Source organism: Pseudomonas sp. LTR0 (assembly GCF_036630035.1).
Lineage (GTDB): Bacteria > Pseudomonadota > Gammaproteobacteria > Pseudomonadales > Pseudomonadaceae > Aquipseudomonas > Aquipseudomonas putida_Y.
Window position 1 is genome coordinate 3,563,577 of the sequence record NZ_CP123734.1, and the last position, 20,952, is coordinate 3,584,528.

19 protein-coding genes are annotated in these 20,952 nt (G+C 63.8%); 9 read left to right on the forward strand and 10 right to left on the reverse strand.

Going from position 1 to position 20,952, the window contains the following annotated elements; translation table 11 throughout:
• Positions 1-174 precede the first annotated feature (174 nt).
• Positions 175-1,038: a LysR substrate-binding domain-containing protein gene (locus QCL51_RS16430; RefSeq protein WP_021785357.1), complete on the reverse strand. Its 864-nt coding sequence runs from the start codon at positions 1,036-1,038 to the stop codon at positions 175-177.
• A gap of 112 nt (positions 1,039-1,150) precedes the next feature.
• On the opposite strand from QCL51_RS16430, the gene QCL51_RS16435 reads away from it, so the two are divergent.
• Positions 1,151-2,257 (forward strand): 2-aminoethylphosphonate--pyruvate transaminase, encoded by a 1,107-nt coding sequence (locus QCL51_RS16435; RefSeq protein WP_103444025.1) that lies wholly within the window; start codon positions 1,151-1,153, stop codon positions 2,255-2,257.
• A 34-nt stretch (positions 2,258-2,291) separates the two neighbouring features.
• Positions 2,292-3,119, forward strand: a complete 828-nt coding sequence (gene phnX / locus QCL51_RS16440; RefSeq protein ID WP_003250077.1) for a phosphonoacetaldehyde hydrolase — start codon at positions 2,292-2,294, stop codon at positions 3,117-3,119.
• 77 nt (positions 3,120-3,196) lie between these two features.
• Here phnX and QCL51_RS16445 read toward each other — a convergent pair whose 3' ends face one another.
• Positions 3,197-4,261, reverse strand: a complete 1,065-nt coding sequence (locus QCL51_RS16445; protein ID WP_021785358.1) for an AI-2E family transporter — start codon at positions 4,259-4,261, stop codon at positions 3,197-3,199.
• 133 nt (positions 4,262-4,394) lie between these two features.
• Between QCL51_RS16445 and yegQ the strand changes: the two genes are divergently transcribed.
• The 6 genes from yegQ (at position 4,395) to QCL51_RS16475 (ending at position 10,363) form a co-directional block, all read left to right on the forward strand.
• Positions 4,395-5,729 carry a tRNA 5-hydroxyuridine modification protein YegQ gene (yegQ, locus tag QCL51_RS16450; RefSeq protein WP_135192762.1) on the forward strand — a complete coding sequence of 445 codons (1,335 nt, stop codon included), beginning with the start codon at positions 4,395-4,397 and terminating at the stop codon, positions 5,727-5,729.
• Between the two features lie 78 nt (positions 5,730-5,807).
• A complete protein-coding gene (locus tag QCL51_RS16455; RefSeq protein WP_021785360.1) occupies positions 5,808-7,532 on the forward strand; it encodes a copper resistance system multicopper oxidase in 1,725 nt (574 codons plus the stop codon).
• On the forward strand, positions 7,525-8,409 hold the full coding sequence (locus tag QCL51_RS16460; RefSeq protein WP_021785361.1) for a copper resistance protein B: 885 nt from the start codon (positions 7,525-7,527) through the stop codon (positions 8,407-8,409). The genes QCL51_RS16455 and QCL51_RS16460 overlap by 8 nt, the downstream gene beginning before the upstream one ends.
• 14 nt (positions 8,410-8,423) lie before the next feature.
• A complete protein-coding gene (locus QCL51_RS16465) occupies positions 8,424-8,852 on the forward strand; it encodes a DUF411 domain-containing protein (protein ID WP_003248913.1) in 429 nt (142 codons plus the stop codon).
• Positions 8,852-9,289, forward strand: a complete 438-nt coding sequence (locus QCL51_RS16470) for a YqaA family protein (protein ID WP_003248912.1) — start codon at positions 8,852-8,854, stop codon at positions 9,287-9,289. Before QCL51_RS16465 ends, QCL51_RS16470 begins: the two co-directional genes overlap by 1 nt.
• Before the next feature lie 75 nt (positions 9,290-9,364).
• Complete coding sequence (locus tag QCL51_RS16475; RefSeq protein ID WP_021785362.1) at positions 9,365-10,363, forward strand: alpha/beta hydrolase; 999 nt, start codon at positions 9,365-9,367, stop codon at positions 10,361-10,363.
• 75 nt (positions 10,364-10,438) lie between these two features.
• Here QCL51_RS16475 and QCL51_RS16480 read toward each other — a convergent pair whose 3' ends face one another.
• The 6 genes from QCL51_RS16480 to QCL51_RS16505 form a co-directional block, all read right to left on the reverse strand.
• The gene (locus tag QCL51_RS16480) at positions 10,439-11,020 is read right to left on the reverse strand and encodes a DinB family protein (protein ID WP_021785363.1); all 582 of its coding nucleotides are present in this window, start codon (positions 11,018-11,020) and stop codon (positions 10,439-10,441) included.
• A gap of 13 nt (positions 11,021-11,033) precedes the next feature.
• Complete coding sequence (zapE, locus tag QCL51_RS16485) at positions 11,034-12,140, reverse strand: cell division protein ZapE (RefSeq protein ID WP_021785364.1); 1,107 nt, start codon at positions 12,138-12,140, stop codon at positions 11,034-11,036.
• Between the two features lie 42 nt (positions 12,141-12,182).
• Positions 12,183-13,328, reverse strand: a complete 1,146-nt coding sequence (locus tag QCL51_RS16490) for a PQQ-dependent sugar dehydrogenase (protein WP_021785365.1) — start codon at positions 13,326-13,328, stop codon at positions 12,183-12,185.
• A 22-nt stretch (positions 13,329-13,350) separates the two neighbouring features.
• Positions 13,351-13,668: a hypothetical protein gene (locus QCL51_RS16495; RefSeq protein ID WP_021785366.1), complete on the reverse strand. Its 318-nt coding sequence runs from the start codon at positions 13,666-13,668 to the stop codon at positions 13,351-13,353.
• Between the two features lie 233 nt (positions 13,669-13,901).
• On the reverse strand, positions 13,902-14,867 hold the full coding sequence (gene speB / locus QCL51_RS16500; RefSeq protein WP_021785367.1) for an agmatinase: 966 nt from the start codon (positions 14,865-14,867) through the stop codon (positions 13,902-13,904).
• Positions 14,868-14,892: 25 nt separating this feature from the next.
• Positions 14,893-15,972 carry an extracellular solute-binding protein gene (locus QCL51_RS16505; protein WP_338443760.1) on the reverse strand — a complete coding sequence of 360 codons (1,080 nt, stop codon included), beginning with the start codon at positions 15,970-15,972 and terminating at the stop codon, positions 14,893-14,895.
• Between the two features lie 102 nt (positions 15,973-16,074).
• Here QCL51_RS16505 and QCL51_RS16510 point away from each other — a divergent pair, with 102 nt between their 5' ends.
• The gene (locus QCL51_RS16510; RefSeq protein ID WP_028697589.1) at positions 16,075-16,965 is read left to right on the forward strand and encodes a LysR family transcriptional regulator; all 891 of its coding nucleotides are present in this window, start codon (positions 16,075-16,077) and stop codon (positions 16,963-16,965) included.
• A gap of 195 nt (positions 16,966-17,160) precedes the next feature.
• On the opposite strand, the gene QCL51_RS16515 is transcribed toward QCL51_RS16510, so the two are convergent.
• Positions 17,161-19,587 carry a TonB-dependent receptor gene (locus QCL51_RS16515; RefSeq protein WP_338444895.1) on the reverse strand — a complete coding sequence of 809 codons (2,427 nt, stop codon included), beginning with the start codon at positions 19,585-19,587 and terminating at the stop codon, positions 17,161-17,163.
• Between the two features lie 228 nt (positions 19,588-19,815).
• A complete protein-coding gene (locus QCL51_RS16520; protein WP_028697587.1) occupies positions 19,816-20,940 on the reverse strand; it encodes a sigma-70 family RNA polymerase sigma factor in 1,125 nt (374 codons plus the stop codon).
• Positions 20,941-20,952 lie beyond the last annotated feature (12 nt).

The window sequence follows — 20,952 nt, forward strand, 5'->3', positions numbered from 1 at the left end:
CCATATTAGGGTCTGTATGAAAAGCCTTGAGACGAAGGTCAGGCAAGGCGAAAACAGCCGAGGAAGCGGAGTTTACGGGTTGTAAATGAGCATTCCGAGGCTGTTTTCAACGCAGCATCACCGAGTATCAAGGCTTTTCATACAGAGCCTAGGGTGCCCCGCAGCAAACAGCCATCATAGCCCCGCGGCCAGACTCAGGAACGCCTGAATCAGGCGCAGTTCGCGACGGCGCTCCAGGCAGCCGATCACGTGTTGGTTGACAAGACCCTCACCGGCCAATGGTCGTGCCACCACACGGGGATCATTGGCCACTTCAGTGGAAGAAACAACGCCAATCCCCAGTTGCGAGGCCACTGCCTCGGTTACCGCCTCCCGGCTGTCCAGTTCCAGCAATACACGCGGTTGCACGCCCGCCTTGAAGCAGGCCTTGTCGAAGGTGCGCCGGGTGGTGGAACTGGGTTCGCGCAGCACCATGATCTGCTGGTGCAGCGCGGCCAACGGCAAGTCCTCCCGCTCGGTGGCCCAGGCATGCCCCACAGGTAACAACGCACACAGGCGCGACTCACAGAGCGTTTGCAGATGCAGCCCCTTGCGCGGCTCGATTTCGGTCAGCACCGCCACGTCGGCATGCTCGCCAAGCAGCGCAGCCAACGTCTCCTGTGCATTGCCCAGGCGCAAGTTGACGGTGACGCCAGGGTACCGCTCACGCAACAGCGCCAGCATCGGCATGACCCGGTGCGGGCCGTCGGCGGCTACCTCCAGGCGCCCGGTCAGCAGTTGGCGGTTGGCCTCGAGCATGGCCTGCGCCTCTTCGGCCAGGCCGAACATGGCGCGGGTGATGGCCGCCAGGCGCGTGCCCTCCTCGGTCAGTTCCACGCGCCGTGCGGTACGCCGCAGCAAGGTGATCTGGTAGTGCTCTTCCAGGGCCTTGACGTGCCCGGTCACCGCCGGCTGGCTGATGAACAGGCGCTCGGCAGCACGGGTAAAGCTGCCCTCACGGGCCACGGCGTCGAAGGCGCGTAGCTGGAACAGGTTCATATTTATCGGCCTGACTTATAGCTGGGATAACAACAAACAATTTGATTGATGACAACGCGAATTGCAACCTAGGCCCCGTAGTTTCAGCCCACCGCTTGTGAGGAATAACGGAATGAGCAACGCCCCGATTCTGCTGACCCCAGGTCCCTTGACCACATCAATCCGCACCCGCCAAGCCATGCTGGTGGACTGGGGCTCCTGGGACCGTGACTTCAACCAACTGACTGCCAGCGTCTGCGAACAACTGCTGGCCATCATCGACGGCGCCAGCAGCCACCACTGCGTTCCCCTGCAAGGCAGCGGCACCTTCGCCGTGGAAGCGGCCATCGGCACCTTGGTGCCACGCGATGGCAAGGTTCTGGTACTGATCAACGGCGCGTACGGCCAGCGCCTGGCAAAGATCTGCAAAGTGCTGGGCCGCACCTACAGCACCTTCGAAACGGCCGAAGACCAGCCGACCACCGCCGCCGACGTCGACCGGCTGCTGGCCGAAGACCCGGCCATCACCCATGTGGCGCTGATCCACTGCGAAACCAGCACCGGCATTCTCAACCCGCTCCCCGAGATCGCCCAGGTGATCAAACGCCATGGCAAGCGCCTGATCATCGATGCCATGAGCTCGTTCGGAGCATTGCCGATCGATGCCCGCGAAATCCCCTTCGAAGCGCTGATCGCAGCTTCCGGCAAGTGCCTGGAAGGCGTACCCGGCATGGGCTTCGTCTTCGCCGAAAAGAACGCCCTGGCGGCCGCCGAAGGCAATGCCCACTCGCTGGCCATGGACCTGCACGACCAGCACGCCTACATGGCCAAGACCGGGCAATGGCGCTTCACCCCGCCTACCCACGTGGTCGCGGCCCTGCATGAAGCGCTGCAGCAATACAACGAGGAAGGTGGCCTTCCGGCCCGCCACCAGCGCTACGCAGACAACTGCAAGACGCTGCTCGACGGCATGGCAGCCATCGGCCTGCGCAGTTTTCTGCCCGCCGAAATCCAGGCGCCGATCATCGTCACCTTCCACGCCCCCACCGATGCCCGCTACCAGTTCAAGGACTTCTACGAGCGGGTCAAGGCCAAGGGATTCATTCTCTACCCGGGCAAGCTGACCCAGGTCGAAACCTTCCGCGTCGGCTGTATCGGTGTGGTCGGGGCGGACGGCATGCAGGCCGCCGTGAATGCCGTGGCCGAGGTGCTGCGGGAAATGGAAGTGCTGGACATCTGACGCTTTGCCCACCCGAACCCAGGAATTCGCGCACATGAACTACAACAACCCCACCCAACTGCAAGCCGCCATCCTCGACTGGGCTGGCACCGTGGTCGATTTCGGCTCATTCGCCCCCACCCAGATCTTTGTCGAGGCCTTTGCCGAGTTCGACGTGCAGGTGTCCATCGAGGAAGCCCGAGGCCCGATGGGCATGGGTAAATGGGACCATATCCGCACCCTGTGCGACGTACCGGAAATTGCCGAGCGCTACCGCAAGGTGTTCGGCCGTACCCCGACCGATGATGACGTCACCGCCATCTACAACCGCTTCATGCCGCTGCAGATCGAGAAGATCGCCGTGCACTCGGCGCTGATCCCCGGTGCGCTGGACACCCTCACCGGTCTACGCCAGGACGGTCTGAAGATCGGCTCGTGCTCGGGCTACCCGAAAGTGGTGATGGACAAGGTGGTTGAACTGGCGGCGCAGAACGGCTACGTAGCCGACCATGTAGTGGCCACCGATGAAACCCCGAACGGCCGCCCATGGCCGGCCCAGGCCTTGGCCAACGTGATTGCGCTGGGGATTGACGATGTAGCGGCCTGCGTGAAGGTGGACGACACCGTGCCAGGCATTCTTGAAGGCCGCCGTGCCGGCATGTGGACCGTGGCACTGGTCTGTTCGGGCAATGCCCTGGGCCTGACCTGGGAAGGCTTCCGGGCGCTGAGTGCCGAAAAACTGGAAAGCGAGCGCCAGCGTATCCATGCACTGTTTGCCGGCTCCCGCCCGCACTACCTGATCGACACCATCAACGATCTGCCCGAAGTGATTGCCGACATCAACCGGCGCCTGGCCAAGGGCGAGATGCCGCAAGCCTTCTGACCCTGCGGTTTCTCTGTGGAAGCGGCCCTTTTGCGAAACAGGGCCGCTCCACACCCGACTACCCTCAGGTTTGAACGCTATTGCGGCAATTGCACCTGCGGTTTGGTCGCGGCAAAGATCGCCCAGCTGGAGACGAACAGCGCCGCGATCAATGGGCCGATCACGAAGCCGTTGAGGCCGAACACCGCCAGCCCGCCAAGGGTCGACACCAGGATCAGGTAGTCCGGCATGCGGGTATCCTTGCCCACCAGGATGGGCCGCAACACATTATCCACCAGGCCGATCACCAGCACCCCGAATGCAGTAAGCACCACCCCTGGCAGTATCGCCCCGGTCAGCAGGAAATACGCCGCCACCGGCGCCCAGATGATGCCCGCGCCCACCGCCGGCAGCAGCGACAGAAACGCCATCAGCACCGCCCACACCAATGCACTCGGGATATCCAGCACCCAGAAAATAAAGCCACCCAATGCACCTTGGGTAATGGCCACCAGCACGTTGCCCTTCACCGTCGCCCTCACCACACGATTGAATTTCAACTGCAAACGACGCTTCTGGTGCTCGGGCAGCGGCACGGCCATGCGCACCCGGCGCGCGACTTCCGGGCCATCACGCAGGAAAAAGAACAGCAGGTACAGCATGATGCCGAAACTGATCAGGAACTCGAATGTGCCCTGGCCAAAGCTGAATGCCTGGCTGGCCAATACCTGGCTACCCTGGGTTGCCCACTTGGTGATCTTGTCACGCAACCCGTCGAGGTTACCCATGCCCATGTTGTCCAGGCCACGCTGGGCGAATGCCGGGAGCATGTCCTTGCCGCGCTCGACGTAACCGGCGATGTCCAGTTGCCCGCTTTCGATGCGCTGGTACAGCGTGGCGCCCTCTTGTACCAGCAGGGCGCTGGTGATGATTACCGGCAGGATCGCCACAAGCAGGCACACCAGCGTGGATGTGACCGCGGCAAGGTTACGCCGCCGCCCGCTGCGGATCAGCAAATGACGCTGCAGCGGGGCGAACAGGATACCGAGGATCACCGCCCAGAAGATTGCGCCGTAATACGGAAGGAGAATCCAGAAGAAGGCAATGGTCACCAGCGCCAAAAGTACTGCCAGGGCTTTGTTCTGTAGCGCGGTTTCGTTCATCGCAGTTCCTCACATGGCTTATGAGTGATTAGTGCACCGCACCTGGACAAAAGTGCCGCGCTCTCTTGACGCAAATCAATACGCACCTTGTCCATCGCCCCTAGCATCGCCGCCTTTTTGCCCCGGTGCGCACATGAACCCTACTGCCAAGCCCGAACTGCTGGCCCCCGCCGGCACTCTCAAGACCATGCGCTACGCGTTTGCCTACGGCGCCGATGCGGTCTACGCCGGCCAGCCGCGTTACAGCTTGCGGGTGCGCAACAACGAGTTCGATCACGCCAACCTGGCACTGGGGATCGAGGAGGCGCACGCCTTGGGCAAGCGCTTCTACGTGGTGGTCAACATCGCCCCGCACAATGCCAAGCTCAAGACCTTCCTCAAAGACCTGGCACCCGTGATCGAGATGGCGCCGGACGCGCTGATCATGTCCGACCCCGGCCTGATCATGCTGGTGCGTCAGCACTTCCCGCAGATGCCGGTGCACCTGTCAGTGCAGGCCAACACCGTCAACTGGGCGAGCGTGCAGTTTTGGCAGCAACTTGGCCTGAGCCGGGTGATCCTGTCGCGAGAGCTGTCGCTGGACGAAATCGAGGAAATCCGCCAGCAGGTGCCGGGCATGGAACTGGAAGTGTTCGTGCACGGCGCCCTGTGCATGGCCTATTCCGGCCGTTGCCTGCTGTCGGGCTACCTCAACAAGCGTGACGCCAACCAGGGCACCTGCACCAATGCCTGCCGCTGGAAATACGACGCCACACCAGCCACCGAGAACGCCACCGGTGACATCGTGCGCCAAGTGCAGCCCACCCTGGGCCTGGGTGCCCCCACCGACCAGGTGTTCCTGCTGCAGGAAAGCAACCGCCCCGGCACTGAAATGCCGGCGTTCGAGGATGAACACGGCACCTACATCATGAACGCCAAGGACCTGCGCGCCATCCAGCACGTCGAGCGCCTGGCCTTGATGGGTGTGCATTCGCTGAAGATCGAGGGTCGCACCAAATCGCACTTCTACTGTGCCCGTGCGGTGCAGGCGTATCGCCAGGCGATCGACGACGCGGTGGCCGGACGGCCATTCGACCGCGCCCTGATGGGTAACCTCGAATCCTTGGCACAGCGCGGTTACACCGAAGGTTTCCTGCGCCGCCACGTGCACGACGAGTACCAGAACTACCAGCGGGGCAACTCGGTGTCCGAACGCCAGCAATTCGTTGGCGAGCTGACCGGCGTGCGTATCGACGGCCTCGCCGAGGTCAAGGTGAAGAACCGCTTCGCCGTGGGCGACCATCTGGAGCTGATGACCCCGCGCGGTAACTACCACTTCGACCTGCACCGCCTGCACAACCGCCAGCAGCACGCCATCGAGGTCGCACCGGGCGATGGCCATGTGGTGTACCTGCCGATTCCGGAACAGGTTGCCCTCGACTACGGCCTGCTGATGCGCGACCTCCGCATCGACGAAGCAGCAAGCTGACAACACTGTAATGTGCACCTCAGCTACCTGACAGCCGGCGGCAGCGAACATCGTGGCTCTTCTGCATGAGGCCACGCCATGTTGCGCAACCCCTCCCGCCGTACGTTTGTCAAAGGCCTGGGCGCCGCCAGCACGCTGGCGGGCTTGGGGCTGTGGCGCCCGCTGGCCCAGGCCGCCGAAGGCCGAGACCTGGCCGGCCAGCATTTCGAGCTGTTCATTGGCCAGACCCCGGTCAACATCACAGGCCGGCCGCGTACCGCACTGACCGTCAACAACAGCCTGCCCGGCCCACTGCTGCGCTGGCGCGAAGGTGACACCGTGACCTTGCGCGTGCGCAACCGACTGGCGCAGGACACCTCGATCCACTGGCACGGCATCATCCTGCCGGCCAACATGGACGGCGTGCCTGGCCTGAGCTTCGCTGGCATCGAGCCCGGCGGCGACTACCTGTACCAGTTCACCCTGCGCCAGAGCGGCACCTACTGGTACCACAGCCATTCGGGGCTGCAGGAGCAAGCCGGGGTATACGGGGCGATCGTGATCGAGCCACGCGAGCCCGAAACGCACCGCTACCAGCGCGATCATGTGCTGCTGTTCAGCGACTGGTCAGACCAGGCGCCGGAGCAGCTGATGGCGACGCTGAAGAAGCAGTCCGACGCGTACAACTTCCACAAGCGCACGGTTGGCGACTTCATCGATGACGTGGCCGAAAACGGCTGGAGCCCCACCGTCGCCGAACGCACGGCCTGGGCGCGCATGCGCATGAGCCCAACCGACCTCGCGGATATCAGCGCCGCCACCTACACCTACCTGCTCAACGGCCAACCACCACAAGGCAACTTCACCTGCCTGTTCCAGCCAGGCGAAACCGTGCGCCTGCGGCTGATCAACGCCTCAGCCATGACCTATTTCGACTTCCGCATCCCCGGGCTGAAGCTGACGGTGATCGCCGCCGACGGCTTGCCGGTGACCCCGGTGAGCGTGGATGAAGTGCGCATTGCCGTGGCAGAGACCTACGACGTGCTGGTGACCGTGGGTGACCAACCCGCCTACACCCTGTTCGCCCAAAGCATGGACCGCACCGGCTTCGCCCGCGGCACCCTGGCCCGTGCGGCCGGGCTGCAGGCACCGGTGCCTGCCCCCGACCCACGCCCAGTGCTGAGCATGGAGGACATGGGCCACGGCGGTATGGATGCCATGGCGGGCATGGACCACAGTAACCCGCCCGGCATGAACCACGGCAACATGGCCGGCATGGGCCACGCCGCCATGTCGGCCATGCAGCAACACCCGGTCAGTGAAACCGGCAACCCGCTGGTGGACATGCAGAGCATGGCACCGCGTCCCAACCTGGCCGACCCTGGCATAGGCCTGCGTGACAATGGTCGCCGCGTGCTGACCTACGCCGACCTGCGCAGCCCCTACCCCGACCCGGACGGCCGCCCGCCATCGCGTGACATCGAGCTGCACCTGACCGGCCATATGGAGCGCTTCGCCTGGTCGTTCGACGGTATCAAGTTCAGCGACGCCGAACCGCTGCGGCTGACCTACGGTGAGCGCGTGCGTATCACCCTGGTCAACGACACCATGATGACCCACCCCATCCACCTGCACGGCATGTGGAGCGACCTGGAAGACGAGCATGGCCAGTTCCTGGTGCGCAAGCACACCGTCGACATCCCGCCCGGCAGCCGACGCACCTACCGGGTGACCGCCGACGCGCTGGGCCGCTGGGCCTACCACTGCCACTTGCTCTACCACATGGAGAGCGGCATGCTCCGCGAGGTACGCGTCGATGAATGACACCCGCAACCGCAGCATCGTGGCAGGCGTGACGCTACTGACCTTGCTCGCCAGTGAACGGGCGATGGCCGCGGGTTTCGAACACGCGAACCACGGCCAGATGGGCCATCAGGCCATGCCCATGAACCATGAAAGCATGGGCCATGGCCAGCCTTTCCTCAGCCAGCCTCGCACACCCCTGCCTGTCATCACCGACGCCGACCGCCGCGCCGCCTTCCCGCCATTGCCAGGGCACCCAGTGCATGACCGGGCGCTGAACTGGGCAGTGATCGTGGACAAGCTCGAATACCAGAACTTCGAGAGCAGCAGCGCCCTGAACTGGAACGCCACCGCCTGGGTCGGCGGCGATATCGACCGCTTGTGGCTGCGCACCGAAGGCGAACGCGAACAGGGCAATACCCACAAGGCCGAGCTGCAGGCGCTGTGGGGCCATGCCGTGAGCCCGTGGTGGGAACTGGTGGCCGGTGTACGCCAGGACTTCAAGCCTGCCAGTGGCCAAACCTGGGCCGCCTTCGGCATCCAGGGCACACCGTTGTACGGCCTGGAGCTGCAAGCCACCGCCTATGCAGGCGAGCGGCAACAGACCGCGCTGCGCCTGGAAGCCGCTTACGCTATGCTGCTGACCAACCGCTGGATACTGGAGCCGACCCTGGAGGCCAACCTCTACGGGCGCAACGATGCCGGGCGCGAACAAGGCGCGGGGCTGGCCGACAGCGAGGTGGGCCTGCGCCTGCGCTACGAGATCACGCGCGGCTTCGCCCCCTACGTCGGGCTCAGTTTCAACCGCCTGCACGGCTCGCGTGCCAACCAGGCCCGCGAAGACGGCGAAGACCTGGGCCAGACCCGCCTGGTCGCCGGTATCCGCCTGCGTTTTTAAAGGAGTGCTTCACCATGCTGCGCAAACACCTGCTGACCCTGAGCCTGCTGGCCGTCACCGGCCTGGCCCAGGCCGCCGAGACCATCGACGTCTACCGCGACCCCAACTGCGGCTGCTGCAAGGCCTGGATCAGCCACCTGCGTGACAACGGTTTTACCGTCAACGACCACGTCGAGCCAAACATGAGCGCCGTCAAGCAACGCCTGGGCGTGGCGCCGCGCCTGGCGTCGTGCCACACCGGGGTGATCGACGGCAAGTTCGTCGAAGGCCACGTGCCGGCCGAGCAGGTGCGCCTGCTAGCCAAGCGCAACGACCTCAAGGGCCTGGCCGTGCCAGGCATGCCCATGGGCTCGCCCGGCATGGAAATGGGCGACCACAAGGATGCCTACCAGGTCATCGGGGTGACCCAGGATGGCCAGGACACCGTGGTCGCCAACTACTGATGCTCAGCCTGGGGGCGCTGTTTCTCAGCGCCTTTGGTGCCGCCACCCTGCTTCCGCTGCAATCAGAGGCCGTGCTGGTCGGTCTGTTGCTGCGCCAGCCCGAGGCATGGGCGATCCTGCTGCTGGTAGCCACCCTGGGCAACGTGCTCGGCTCGGTGGTCAACTGGCTGCTGGGCCGGGCCATCGAGCACCTGCGCGACAAACGCTGGTTTCCTTTCAGCGCTGCCCAGCTGGCGCGTGCGCAGCAGCGCTACCAACGCTGGGGGCAATGGTCGCTGCTGCTCAGCTGGATGCCGGTGATCGGCGACCCGCTGACGCTGATCGCCGGGATCATGCGTGAGCCGTTCTGGCGCTTCCTGTTGCTGGTGACCCTGGCCAAGGCTGGCCGCTATGCAGTGCTTGCGATGATTACCCTGGGCTGGTTTCACGCCTGGTAACACCTTTCAGGTTTCGCGTGGTCCACTGCCTGCTACAGTCGCCCCTTCCTACCTGGCCCAACACGGAGTGCCCCCATGCTGCGCGCAACCGCCCTGGCCCTGGCCTGCCTTGCCGGCAGTTCGGCCATCGCTGCCGAGTCGCCTACCTACGGCCCCCAGCTCGAAGGCTTCAGCTACCCGCACCCCCTCAAGCATTTCGACTTCAAGTCCCAGGGCCAGGCCCTGCAGATGGGCTACATGGACGTGCCCGCCCAGGGCGAGGCCAACGGCCACAACGTGGTGCTGATGCACGGCAAGAACTTCTGCGCCGCCACCTGGGAAACCACCATCGACGCCTTGAGCAAGGCCGGCTACCGGGTCATCGCGCCCGACCAGGTCGGCTTCTGTACGTCAAGCAAACCGGCGCATTACCAGTACAGCTTTCAGCAACTGGCCGACAACACCCATGCCCTGCTCGAACAGCTGGGTGTAAAGCAAACCATTGTGCTCGGCCACTCCACCGGCGGCATGCTCGCCACCCGCTATGCGCTGATGTACCCACAGCAGGTGGAACGCCTGGCAATGGTCAACCCGATCGGTCTGGAGGACTGGAAAGCCCTGGGCGTGCCCTACCGCACCGTGGACCAGTGGTATGCCCGCGAGCTCAAGCTGGACGCCGGAGGCGTACGCGCCTATGAACGCAAAACCTATTACGTCGGGCGCTGGAAGCCTGAATACGAACGCTGGGTGCAGATGCTGGTGGGCCTGAACAAAGGGCCCGGGCATGAAGCGGTGGCGTGGAACTCGGCACTGATCTACGACATGATCTTTACCCAGCCGGTGTACTACGAGTTCAAGCACCTGCAGATGCCAACCCTGCTGCTGATCGGCGACAAGGACACCACGGCCATCGGCAGCGATATCGCGCCGTCGGAAGTGAAGGCCAAGCTGGGCAAATATGCCGAGCTAGGGCCGCAGGTGGCCAAGCTGATACCCAAAGGTGAGCTGATCACCTTCGAAGGCATGGGGCATGCGCCACAAATCGAGGAACCGGTGCGGTTCAATCGCACCCTGATCGAATGGCTGGGCAAGTGAGCCAATGATTGGTCCCCTGTGGGAGCGCGCAGGCTTTGGAACTTTGCGCAATCCCGCTGCTGCCACAGGGTTCCTCTACACGTTCCAGACCAGCGCTTCTGTCCAGCCCAGCTCGGCAAAGTCGCCCGCCCGCAATTCGGCCTCTTCCTCGCAGAAAAACTCATCCAGCTGAGGTGGCCTGACCGCGGTATCACTGAGCATCGCGTGCACCTGTCCACGATGATGCACCTGATGTTCGAACAGATGCGCCAGCAAACGCAGCCGCTGCTCGCGCTGCACCCGATCAGGCCGCACGACGCTCACATAGCGGCCCAGGTCGCCATCACTCAGCCCCCGGCAGTAGGCGATCAAACGGTGGTCAGCCTGGGCCTGCTCGGCATGCAGGTCGGTACAGGTGGCAAACGGCTGTTCCGGGTCGAAAAAGCGTTCGCCGTCGGTATCGGGCTGCTCGCCGCGCTGCTCGCACTCCAGCATATGCAGGTAAAACCAATCCACCGTCAGCAAGTGATTGAGGGTGGCCTTGATCGACGGGAAGAAGCTGCAACGCGGGGCGACGAACTCGTCCTGGGTCAGTTGCAGGCAGGCCTTGTACAGGCGGTGGTTGGCCCAGCCATTGTTATAGGCCTGGGTCAGCAGATGATGCGATAACGGCTGCATGGTCGGCTCCTTTTCAGGCGAAGCGTTGCAGTTGCATCTCCCGTAGCCGGCTCAGGGTGCGCTGATACGGGAACGCCAGATACCCTTGAGTGTAGAGGGCATCGAGCGGCACCTGTGCCTCAAGGTACAACGCCACCCGGCGGTCATAACATTCGTCGACCAGGGCAATGAAGCGGCGAACCGCATCGTCCTTGGGCGACAGCGCAGGCAGTTCACGGTCGCCCGCCACTACCCTCGCCGCGCCATCTTCGGTACCACGGGCAATACGCCCCGCCCGCTGTTCCCCGCCCAGCGCCGGAATGCCGGATACCAGAATCGAGGGAAAACGGTCGCACAAGGCCATGAACTCCATGGCGGCCAGGGGTTGATCGCACAGATCGGTGAAACGACACCAGATAGCCTGCTCACTACGCCGCACGACGTGAATGTGCCTTGAGCCAATAACCAAGGGCTGATCGGTGCCGGCGTCTTCGGGGCTGAGCTGGCGGAACACCTCGGCCAACTGGCTGACCTGCCCTGCCTCGGCTACCCAATAGCGCTGCCGCGCTTCACCGGGGTGCAGGCGGTGATCCTGCTCGCCCGCTACCGGCAGTACCTGCATGTGACGACCAATGGCGGCGATGGCCGGCAGGAACCGCTCGCGGTTGAAGCCATCGCGGTAGAGCTGCTCGGGCGGCTGGTTGGAAGTGGCAACAATCACCACGCCCTGATCGAACAGTACCTGAAACAGGCGGCCGAGGATGATCGCATCACCGATGTCGTTGACGAACAGTTCATCGAAGCACAGCACGCGGATTTGCCGCGCCAGCTCCGCCGCCAGGGCCAGCAGCGGGTCGGCGGTACCGTTGAGCTGAAACAGGCGCTGATGCACCCAGGCCATGAAGTGGTGGAAGTGCTGGCGCCGGCTCGGTATGCGCAGACACTGGTGGAACTGGTCCATCAGCCACGTCTTGCCGCGCCCGACCGGGCCCCAGAGGTAGAGGCCCTGGGTGGGGCGGCCCTGCTCGAGGGACTGGAAGCAGCCTTGCAAGGCCTCGACGACGCGGGCCTGGGCGGGATCAGCAACGTAGCCCCGAGTGCTCAGGGCTTGCTGGTAGAGGGATTGGGGGTCGATGGCCATGGCCGCATTCTACCCGACTGTCACCCTCGGTGCAGGCGCGCGTCAGTCGGCCAGGCCTACCTTGAGCAGCGCGCCGTCCTTGTCATCGGTCAGGACATACAGGTAACCATCCGGCCCCACCCGCACATCACGGATACGCGCGTTCAGGTCACCGAGCAACCGCTCTTCGTGCACCACCTTGTCGCCGTCCAGTTGCAAGCGGATCAATTCCTGAGTGGCCAACGCACCGATGAACAGATTGTGGTCCCAGGCCTTGAACCTCGGGCTGTCGTAGAACGCCATGCCGCTGATACCCGGTGACTTTTCCCAGACATGGTGCGGGTCGATCATGCCGTCCACATGCTTGCCCTTGGCCTCGGGGATTGGCAGCAGCGAATAATTGATGCCGTGGGTCGCCATCGGCCAGCCATAGTTCTTGCCAGGCTTTGGGATGTTGATTTCATCACCACCGCGCGGGCCGTGCTCGTGGGTCCACAGCTGGCCGGTCCAGGGGTTGAGGGCGGCGCCTTGCTGATTACGGTGGCCGTACGACCAGATCTCCGGGCGCACGTTGCCCTTGCCGACGAAGGGGTTGTCTTTGGGCACTTCGCCGTCCGGCAGAATACGCACGACCTTGCCTTGCAACTTGTCCAGGTCCTGAGCAGTAGGGCGTTGGTTGTTCTCGCCCAGGGCGATGAACAGGTAGCCGTCGCGGTCGAACACCAGCCGCGAGCCGAAGTGGTTACCCACCGACAACTTGGGCTGCTGGCGGAAAATCACGGTGAAATTCTCCAGCCGGGCGCGGTCCTCGGACAGCTGCCCGCGGCCGACCGCAGTACCGGCCTTGCCGTCACTACCCTCCTCGGCGTAGGACAGGTAAACGGTGCGGTCCTTGCCGAACTCCGGTGACAGCGCCACATCCAGCAAGCCACCCTGGCCTTCGGCCCAGACCTTGGGTACACCACTGATCGACGGGCCAACCTTGCCTTCGGCATTGACCAGCCGCAGGTTGCCCGCCCGCTCGGTCACCAGCATGTCCTTGCCGCCGGGCAGGAAGGCCAGGGCCCAAGGGTTGCGTAGGCCATCGGCAAGCGTGCTGACGATCAAGGTACCTTCTTCGCTGGGAAATCGCTGTTCGGCCGCCGCATGCGCCCACAAGGGCAGTAGCGCGGCAGCAGCCAGGGTGGCCAGCCAGGGTGCTCGAAGCATGCCGGATTCCTTTCAAGTGGTTTTACGGCGCACGTGGGTTGTCACGGGGTGGCCGGGTGGGTTCCAGGTTCGGGGTTTGCTGCTGACGGCGCAGGTTGTCGCCGTTGCCGATGCCACGGTTGTCCAGGGTGGGTGGGCGCTGGTACGGGTCGGTGGACGGGCCACGTACCGGTGGCGCAGCCGGCATGCTGCCTTGACGGCTGTTCGGGTTGACCCGCTGGATCGGGCTGTTGTAAGGGTTATTGTTGCCGGCAGCACGTTGCACGGGCTGCTGCGCCGCCGCGTGCGCGGGCAGGCACAAGGCCAGGCCGAGGGCCAGGATGGGCAATGTCGGGGTCATGCTTCACCTCCTGTACGAAAATGCCGCGCCTGGTGGGTTTGATAGCCTAAGGCGCGAGGGGTTCGCGGCAAAAGTGTGAATGCGGGTGGAGATGATTCCTGATGTTTCAGTATGGGCCTCGGAGGGCTGCTTTGCAGCCATTCGCGGGCGCGCCCGCTCCCACGGTCACCCACAGATTTCTGGCCCTGTGAGACACGTGTGGGAGCGGGCTTGCCCGCGAATGGCCGCAAAATCTACTGGCCGTTGTCCACCTTGTGCCGCGCCGCATACAGGCACAGCATCTCCATGGCCAAGGTTGCCCCGGCCAAAGCAGTGATATCGGCATGGTCATAGGCTGGCGCCACTTCCACCAAGTCCATGCCTACCAGGTTGATGCCACGCAGCCCACCCAGAATCTCCAGCGCCTGCACCGTGCTCAGCCCGCCACACACAGGCGTTCCGGTACCGGGTGCGTAGGCCGGATCGAGGCAGTCAATGTCGAAGGTTAGGTACACCGGCCGCTCGCCCACCCGCTGGCGAATCGCCGCAATCACCGCCTCTGTGCCCTGGCGGTGCACTTGCCTGGCGTCGAGAATGGCAAAGCCCTGGCTGTCGTCATTGGTCGTGCGCAGGCCAATCTGTACCGAGTGGGCCGGGTCAACCAGGCCTTCGCGGGCGGCATGCCAGAACATGGTGCCGTGATCGATGCGCTTGCCCGCCTCGTCTGGCCAGGTGTCACTGTGCGCATCGAAATGAATGAGCGCCAGCGGGCCATGGCGGCGGGCGTGAGCCTTGAGCAGCGGGTAGCTGATGAAGTGGTCGCCACCGAGGGTGAGCATGGCGCACCCCGCCTGCAGAATATGCTCGGCATGGGCCTCGATGCTGTCCGGTACCGACTGCGGCGTGCCGCTGTCGAAGGGGCAGTCACCATAGTCGATCACCGCCAGGTGGTCGAACGGGTCGAACGCCCACGGCCAGTGGCGGGCCCAGGCCTGCTGAACCGAGGCCGCACGAATCGCCCGCGGCCCGAAACGCGCGCCGGGGCGGTTACTGGTGGCCGTGTCGAACGGCACACCGCTGACCACCACATCCACACCGCGCAAGTCGCGGCTGTAGCGGCGGCGGGAAAAACTGACAACACCGGCGTAGGTGCTTTCTGCGGCGGTCCCATACAGGCTATCGCGGGTAATTGCCTGGTCGTTGCTTGCGGCTTGGTCCACGGTCGGGCTCCTTGATTGTCATGGGCTACTGCCGGCTGCGGAAGGCGGTCCACAGACGGTTGCGTTGGCGCAGGTCGGTCAGGGCCATGCTGCGGTCGGCATACAGGCGCTGACGCACCTCGGCCGACGGATAGATATCCGGGTCGTTGCGCACCGCTTCGTCCACCAGCGGTGTGGCAGCCTGGTTGGCGTTGGCGAAGAACAGCGTGTTGGTCAGCGCTGCCACCGACTCAGGCTTGAGCATGAAGGCGATGAACGCCCGGGCGGCCTCGGGGTGTGGGGCGTCCTTGGGGATGACCAGGTTGTCCTGCCATACCAGCGTGCCTTCGCGGGGGATGCGGTAGATCACCTCGAACGGCTTGCCGGCACGGCGGGCCTGGTCGGCGGCCATCGCGGCATCGCCGTTGTAGGTCAGCGCCAGGCACACGCTGCCATTGGCCAGGTCGTTGATCTGCCGGCCATTGGCGACGTAGCTGATCGACGGCTGCAACTGGCTGAGCAGGTTCTGCGCGGCAGCCAGGTCACCCTTGTTCTGGCTGTAAGGGTCCTTGCCCAGGTAGTTCAGGGCTACGCCGATCACCTCCTGGGGCGAGTCAGGTATGGCGATGCCGCAACCCTTCAGGCGGGCGGCGTACTCGGGCTTGAACAACAGGTCGAGGCTATCCAGCGGTACATCACCAAGGCGCTGGCGTACCGCCTCCACATTTACCCCCAGGCCCAGCGTGCCCCAGGTGTACGGCACAGCATGGCGGTTGCCGGGGTCAACCTCGGCCAGTTTGCCCAGCAGGTCCTTGTCGAGGTTGCCGTAGCCAGGCATGGCCTGAGCGTCCAGCGGTTGCAGGGCATTGGCCTTGAGCGCCCGGGCCAGCACGGTGGATGACGGCACCACCACGTCATAGCCGCTACCACCAGTCAGCAGCTTGGTTTCCAGTACCTCGGGGGTGTCAAAGGTGTCGTAACGCACCTTGTAGCCGGTTTCCCGTTCGAAGCGTTGCAGGGTTTGCGGGGCGACGTAATCGGCCCAGCTGTAGAGGTTGACGACCTTTTCTTCGGCCTGCAGCGGCAGGGCCAGAACCAGAGACAAAAGGCACAACGATCGACGCATGGCGGACACCTCGGTAAATGGGTGGATGCCGCGAGCATGCCAGCCGGGTTACATTGCACCAATGGCAAGTTTGCAAAGCTGACATTCATCAGGAGCAATGTAATGCTCGGACAAGTCCATGATCCCGACCTGCACTTGCTGCGGCTGTTCGTCACTGTAGTCGAGGCAGGTGGCTTCAGCGCCGCTCAAGGCGTGCTGGGCCTGAGCCAGCCCACCATCAGCCAGCGCATGGCCCAACTGGAGGCACGCTTGGGTTACCGCCTGTGCAGCCGCGGCAAAGGTGGTTTTCGCCTGACGGAAAAAGGTGAACTGCTTTTGGACGCGGCGCGTGGGCTACTGCTGAACATCGAGCAGTTTCGCCAGCAGGCCAACGGCGTTGCCGGGCGGCTGCTGGGAACTGTGCGCATCGGCATGGCGGAAAATCAGGACAAGGCGGTGAGCCTGAAACTGGCGGCGGCCATTGCGGCATTTCGCAGGCGAGAGGAATCGGTGCAACTGGAGCTAGTCAGTGCACCGCCGGCGGAACTGGAACGGCTGTTGCTGGAGCAGCGGCTGGACTATGCCATCAGCTACTTTTCCGGCAACCAGGCGGCCTTTGATTACCAGCCCTTGTTCGCCGAGCGACAGCGGCTGTATTGCGGCAAGGGGCATGTGCTGTACGGCGAAACGGATGTTGGGCTTGAGCGGTTGCTGGACATGGACCAGGTGCGCCATCCGTACCGTTTTCTCAAAGGGGGCGAACCGTTCCAGAGCAGACGCAGTACGGCAGTGGCGGAGCAGATCGAAAGCGTGCTGACGTTCATTCTGTCGGGACGGCATATTGGCTACTTGCCATGCCACTGTGCACAGGCCTGGGAGGCCGAGGGGCTGTTATGGGCGCTGGACCCTGAGCTTGATTTTGGGGTGCCGTTCACCCTGGCCCGGCACCGGGCACAGGGGGTTGGCGAGGCAGCCCATGTATTTGCGCAGGATTTGCTGGCGGCGTTTGCCTGAATCGGTCCCTTCGCGGGTAAACCCGCTCCTACACCGGATCGGTGGTGGACACCTGTCGGTGGCTGGGCACGGGCCGTCGTGTAGGAGCGGGTTTACCCGCGAAGAGGCCGGCCCTGCTGGCCAATCTCCACCCGCCGTTCACCCACCCGCCGTTCATCGTTGCCGCCGCGAACAGGCCCGTTCAGGCCACCACCATCAGTAAGCCATGCTCCAGCTCAGCGTGTAGGTACGCCCGCGCCCCTGGTAGTCATACAGATACGCCGGCCCGTAGGTCGGCGAATAGAACAACGTCGCGCGCTGTCCCCATACCGTGCTGTACTGCTTGTCCAGCAGGTTCTGGATACCGGCGCTGAAGGTGCCGAAACCGGTGTCCTGGCTGCCCAGCAGGTCGAAGGTGGTGTAGCCGTCAATCTCGTGATCGGCATCGTCCTTCAGGCTGAAGGCATGGTTGGCCTGCAACCGTGCACTGCGGCCATCGGCCTTCCAGCCGACGAACGCGGTGGCCTTGGACAACGAAGCATATCGGGCATCGCGCTTGATCCAGCCGCCGTCGGCGGCCTCTTCCTCGGAGCGTGTCATGTGCAATGTGCCGCCAGCTTCCCAGCCGGTCTGGAAGTGCCGGGTCAGTGCCCCTTCAAAGCCGAAGTCGCGGCTTTTCTGATCTTCCACGTCAATGGTCAGCGTTTGCGAATCGACGTTGATGATCTTGTCCGACCAGATGTAGTACAGCGCTGCCTGTGCATCCCAGTCCAGGTCGGCATAGCGCCAGCCCAATTCCACCTGGCGGCTCTTGATACCGGCCAACGGGTTATCGGCGACACTCAGGCCCGGCTTGCCGTAGTACTTGGCCGGGTCAGGCAGGTCGAAGCCTTCGCCATAGTTGCTCCACACCTGGTGGCCGTTCTTGAAGTCGTAGATGGCACCGACGTTGAACAGGTTGACCTGATAGTCGTTACTGCCGCCCGGCACGCCCTTGAAGTCACTGACGTCCACGTCCATCTGCTGGCGCCGGGCGCCACCGGACAACGTCAGGTTGTCAGTGGCATGCCAGTCCAGCTGGGCATATACCGACACCCCATCCACCCGGTAGCTGGGGTAGCGTGCGGCCTTGCTGTCCTTTTCCAGCTCCAGGCCACCCGACTCGGACGAAGTCTGGGCGTTGAAGGTGGTCTGCTCGGCGTTGAAGCGCTCGCGGTCCAGGTCAACGCCGTAGGTCAGCTTCAGCGTATCCCACTGCTTGGCAAACAGGCCCTTGAGGCTGGTGACCTCGAAGTTCTGCTGCGAGGCGGCAAAGTACACCCCGCGCGAGCCGGTGGGTGTGGCACGGTTGTAGTACGGGAACGGGTAGAAGTTGTCGTCTTCCTTGCGGTACGAAGCCTGCAGGTAGAAGTCCTGGCCCAGCACGTCGGTGTGGTGGTAATTGGCATTGAGCAGCAGGCGCCGCGTGCGCGGCTCCAGGTCCGATGAATAACCGCTGCGCAGCTCGGCGTCTTCCAGGTCGGATGGCGCGTTGTAGTTCAGGTTGGGGAAGTAGATACCCGTGCTGCCGTGGTTGCCCGAGTCGTAGTACTGGGCCAACAGGTCGAGGCTCTGTTGGTCGTTCAGCTGCAGGCCCAAGGTACCGAGTACGTCGATGGTGCGGTTGTACTGCAGGTCGGTCTGGGTGTTGTCGATGAAGATCTGGTCGCCAGCACCATCGTAGAAGGCTTCGTTCTGCTCACCGGAAACCCCCAACCGGGCATTGACCCGCTCGTTGCCGCCGCTGACCGACTGGGCGAAGCGCGTAGCCAGGTCGTCGCTGTTGTTGAAACCGCTGCTGGCCCCCAACTGGGTCTCGAAGCGCGCCGGGCCGGGTTCGCCCTTCTTGGTCACGATGTTGATGATGCCGCCGGTGGCACCACCGCCGTAGATGGCGCTGGCGCCAGACAGCACTTCGACGCGCTCGACGTTGAACGGCGAAATGCTGTCGAACTGGCGCGACAGGCCGCGTGAGCTGTTCTGGCTGACCCCGTCGATCATCACCAGCACGTTGCGCCCGCGCATGTTCTGGCCGTAATTGGTGCGCCCTTCCGGCGCCAGGTCAAGGCCCGGCACCAGCTTGCCGATGGCTTCCTTCAGGCTGACGCCGCTGTCGATCTGCTCACGCAATTGCTGCTGGTCCACTACCCAGACGGTTCCGGGGATTTCGCTGATTGCGGTGCTGGTGCGCGAGGCTACGCTGACTTCGATCGGCTTGAGGTTGACCGCCTGCGGCGCGGCCGCGGCCTTGCTCAGCGTGATGGTGCGAGCCTCGCTGAACTGCCAGCTCATGCCACTGCCGGCCAGCAACTGCTGCAGGGCCTGCTCGACACTGTAGTTGCCCTGCAACGCCGGGCTGACCTGGCCGGCGACATCGCCTGTGGTGTACAGCAGGTGCAGGCCGGCCTGGTCGGCGAAGGTGGTCAGCGCCTGGTCCAGCGGCTGGGTGGGCAGGTTGAGCTGGACCTGGCGGGCCTGCATCTGGGTCTGTTCGGCAGTTGTCGCAGCCCCAGCGTGCAGGGGGCCGAGCAACAGGGCCAAGGCACTGCAAGACATCAAGGCATGGTGAAGTGGACCGCAACGGCGGTGCAAGGGCTTGAGCATCAGAGGCACGAATGAGCTTCCTGACAAGTCGTAAATGAGAATGGGTTGCTGATCAGTCTCACTACGACGATCTGGCTTGCAGGAACTTGCAGTGCCAAATGAAAAATATTTTTATTTCTGTCCGGCCTCTTCGCGGGCAAGCCCGCTCCTACAACGAATGCGCCCGCCTGAATATCGTGCGACCTGTGCAGGAACGGGCAAGCCCGCTAAGAGGACGGCACAAGCTCATCAATGCACCACGGCCAACCATGGCAGGTAGGTCACCTTCAGGCCATATCGCTGCTCCAACGTCCGCAACAGAGCCTCAGGTTCATCCAGGTCGAACACCCCGCTCACCTCCATCGCAGCCAGCTTGCTGTCGGACAACACAATGCGCCCATGCCGGTATCGTTCAAGCTCCATCAGCACCTGCCCCAGCGGCTTGCCGTTGAAGATCAGCTTGCCCCGCTGCCAGGCCATCTGCGTGACGGCATCGGCCGCCACCGCCAGTTCATGTTCACCCACCTTGGCTTCACCGCGAGCCAACACGACGTGGCCATCGCGCTGCACGCTGAAGGTGGCAGCATTGCCCTGCACCCGCGCACCGGCCGTTTCGACCACAAACGGCCGTGAATCATCAGCGGTCTCGAACAGTGCCTCACCCGCATCGAGCACCACACGCCGCTCATGCTCGCTGAACGCCACGCTCAAGGCGCTGGCGCTGTTCAGCGTCACCCGTGTGCCATCTGCCAGGGTAATGATCTGCCGTTCGCCCACGGCGGTGTGGTAATCCGCCAGCAGCATCGGGGCTTGCTGCCAACCCGCCACGGCGGCGACCAGCAACACCACCGATGCTGCCACACCCGCCTGCTTCAGCCGGCCGCGGCAATGGCGCAGAGCCTGGCCGATGTACTTTGCCACCATGCTCTCGGAAACCCCCAGGCGTTGAGCGACCTGCTTCTGGGTCAGGCCCTCGACACGGTTGAGCAACAGCGCCTGGCGGGCATTGTCGGGCAACTGCAACAGCGCCTGGTCAAGAATCTGCAAGCGCTCGCGGGCCAGCAACGCCGCCTCGGGTGCCGGTGCCGGGCAGGCCACCTCACAGGCTCCGTCGCTGTCGTCGTGGCTGGCAGCGATGCGTTGCTCACGGCGCAAGGCGTCAATTGCCAGGTTGCCGGCCACGCGGAAGATGAAACTGCGCGCGTGCAACACCGGCACTGCCTGCTCGTCGATGTTCACCAGCTTCAGGTAGGTTTCCTGCGCCACGTCGGCCGCGCGCTGGCGGTCGCTCATGCGCCGCGTCAGAAACTGCAGCAGGTCGTCGTAGTGCTCCTGGAAACTTGCCAGCAGGCCCGACATGGGTGAAGTCAGCATGATTGGGGAACA

Excerpts from the sequence above, each read along its gene's own strand:
- zapE (WP_021785364.1), bottom strand. The coding sequence starts at position 12,140 with ATGGCCATCGACCCCCAATCCCTCTACCAGCAAGCCCTGAGCACTCGG.
- QCL51_RS16435 (WP_103444025.1), top strand. The coding sequence starts at position 1,151 with ATGAGCAACGCCCCGATTCTGCTGACCCCAGGTCCCTTGACCACATCA.
- QCL51_RS16520 (WP_028697587.1), bottom strand. The coding sequence starts at position 20,940 with ATGCTGACTTCACCCATGTCGGGCCTGCTGGCAAGTTTCCAGGAGCAC.
- QCL51_RS16510 (WP_028697589.1), top strand. The coding sequence starts at position 16,075 with ATGCTCGGACAAGTCCATGATCCCGACCTGCACTTGCTGCGGCTGTTC.
- QCL51_RS16505 (WP_338443760.1), bottom strand. The coding sequence starts at position 15,972 with ATGCGTCGATCGTTGTGCCTTTTGTCTCTGGTTCTGGCCCTGCCGCTG.
- QCL51_RS16430 (WP_021785357.1), bottom strand. The coding sequence starts at position 1,038 with ATGAACCTGTTCCAGCTACGCGCCTTCGACGCCGTGGCCCGTGAGGGC.
- yegQ (WP_135192762.1), top strand. The coding sequence starts at position 4,395 with ATGAACCCTACTGCCAAGCCCGAACTGCTGGCCCCCGCCGGCACTCTC.
- QCL51_RS16445 (WP_021785358.1), bottom strand. The coding sequence starts at position 4,261 with ATGAACGAAACCGCGCTACAGAACAAAGCCCTGGCAGTACTTTTGGCG.
- QCL51_RS16515 (WP_338444895.1), bottom strand. The coding sequence starts at position 19,587 with ATGCTCAAGCCCTTGCACCGCCGTTGCGGTCCACTTCACCATGCCTTG.
- QCL51_RS16460 (WP_021785361.1), top strand. The coding sequence starts at position 7,525 with ATGAATGACACCCGCAACCGCAGCATCGTGGCAGGCGTGACGCTACTG.
- QCL51_RS16475 (WP_021785362.1), top strand. The coding sequence starts at position 9,365 with ATGCTGCGCGCAACCGCCCTGGCCCTGGCCTGCCTTGCCGGCAGTTCG.
- QCL51_RS16470 (WP_003248912.1), top strand. The coding sequence starts at position 8,852 with ATGCTCAGCCTGGGGGCGCTGTTTCTCAGCGCCTTTGGTGCCGCCACC.
- QCL51_RS16465 (WP_003248913.1), top strand. The coding sequence starts at position 8,424 with ATGCTGCGCAAACACCTGCTGACCCTGAGCCTGCTGGCCGTCACCGGC.
- QCL51_RS16480 (WP_021785363.1), bottom strand. The coding sequence starts at position 11,020 with ATGCAGCCGTTATCGCATCATCTGCTGACCCAGGCCTATAACAATGGC.
- QCL51_RS16495 (WP_021785366.1), bottom strand. The coding sequence starts at position 13,668 with ATGACCCCGACATTGCCCATCCTGGCCCTCGGCCTGGCCTTGTGCCTG.
- QCL51_RS16490 (WP_021785365.1), bottom strand. The coding sequence starts at position 13,328 with ATGCTTCGAGCACCCTGGCTGGCCACCCTGGCTGCTGCCGCGCTACTG.
- QCL51_RS16455 (WP_021785360.1), top strand. The coding sequence starts at position 5,808 with ATGTTGCGCAACCCCTCCCGCCGTACGTTTGTCAAAGGCCTGGGCGCC.
- phnX (WP_003250077.1), top strand. The coding sequence starts at position 2,292 with ATGAACTACAACAACCCCACCCAACTGCAAGCCGCCATCCTCGACTGG.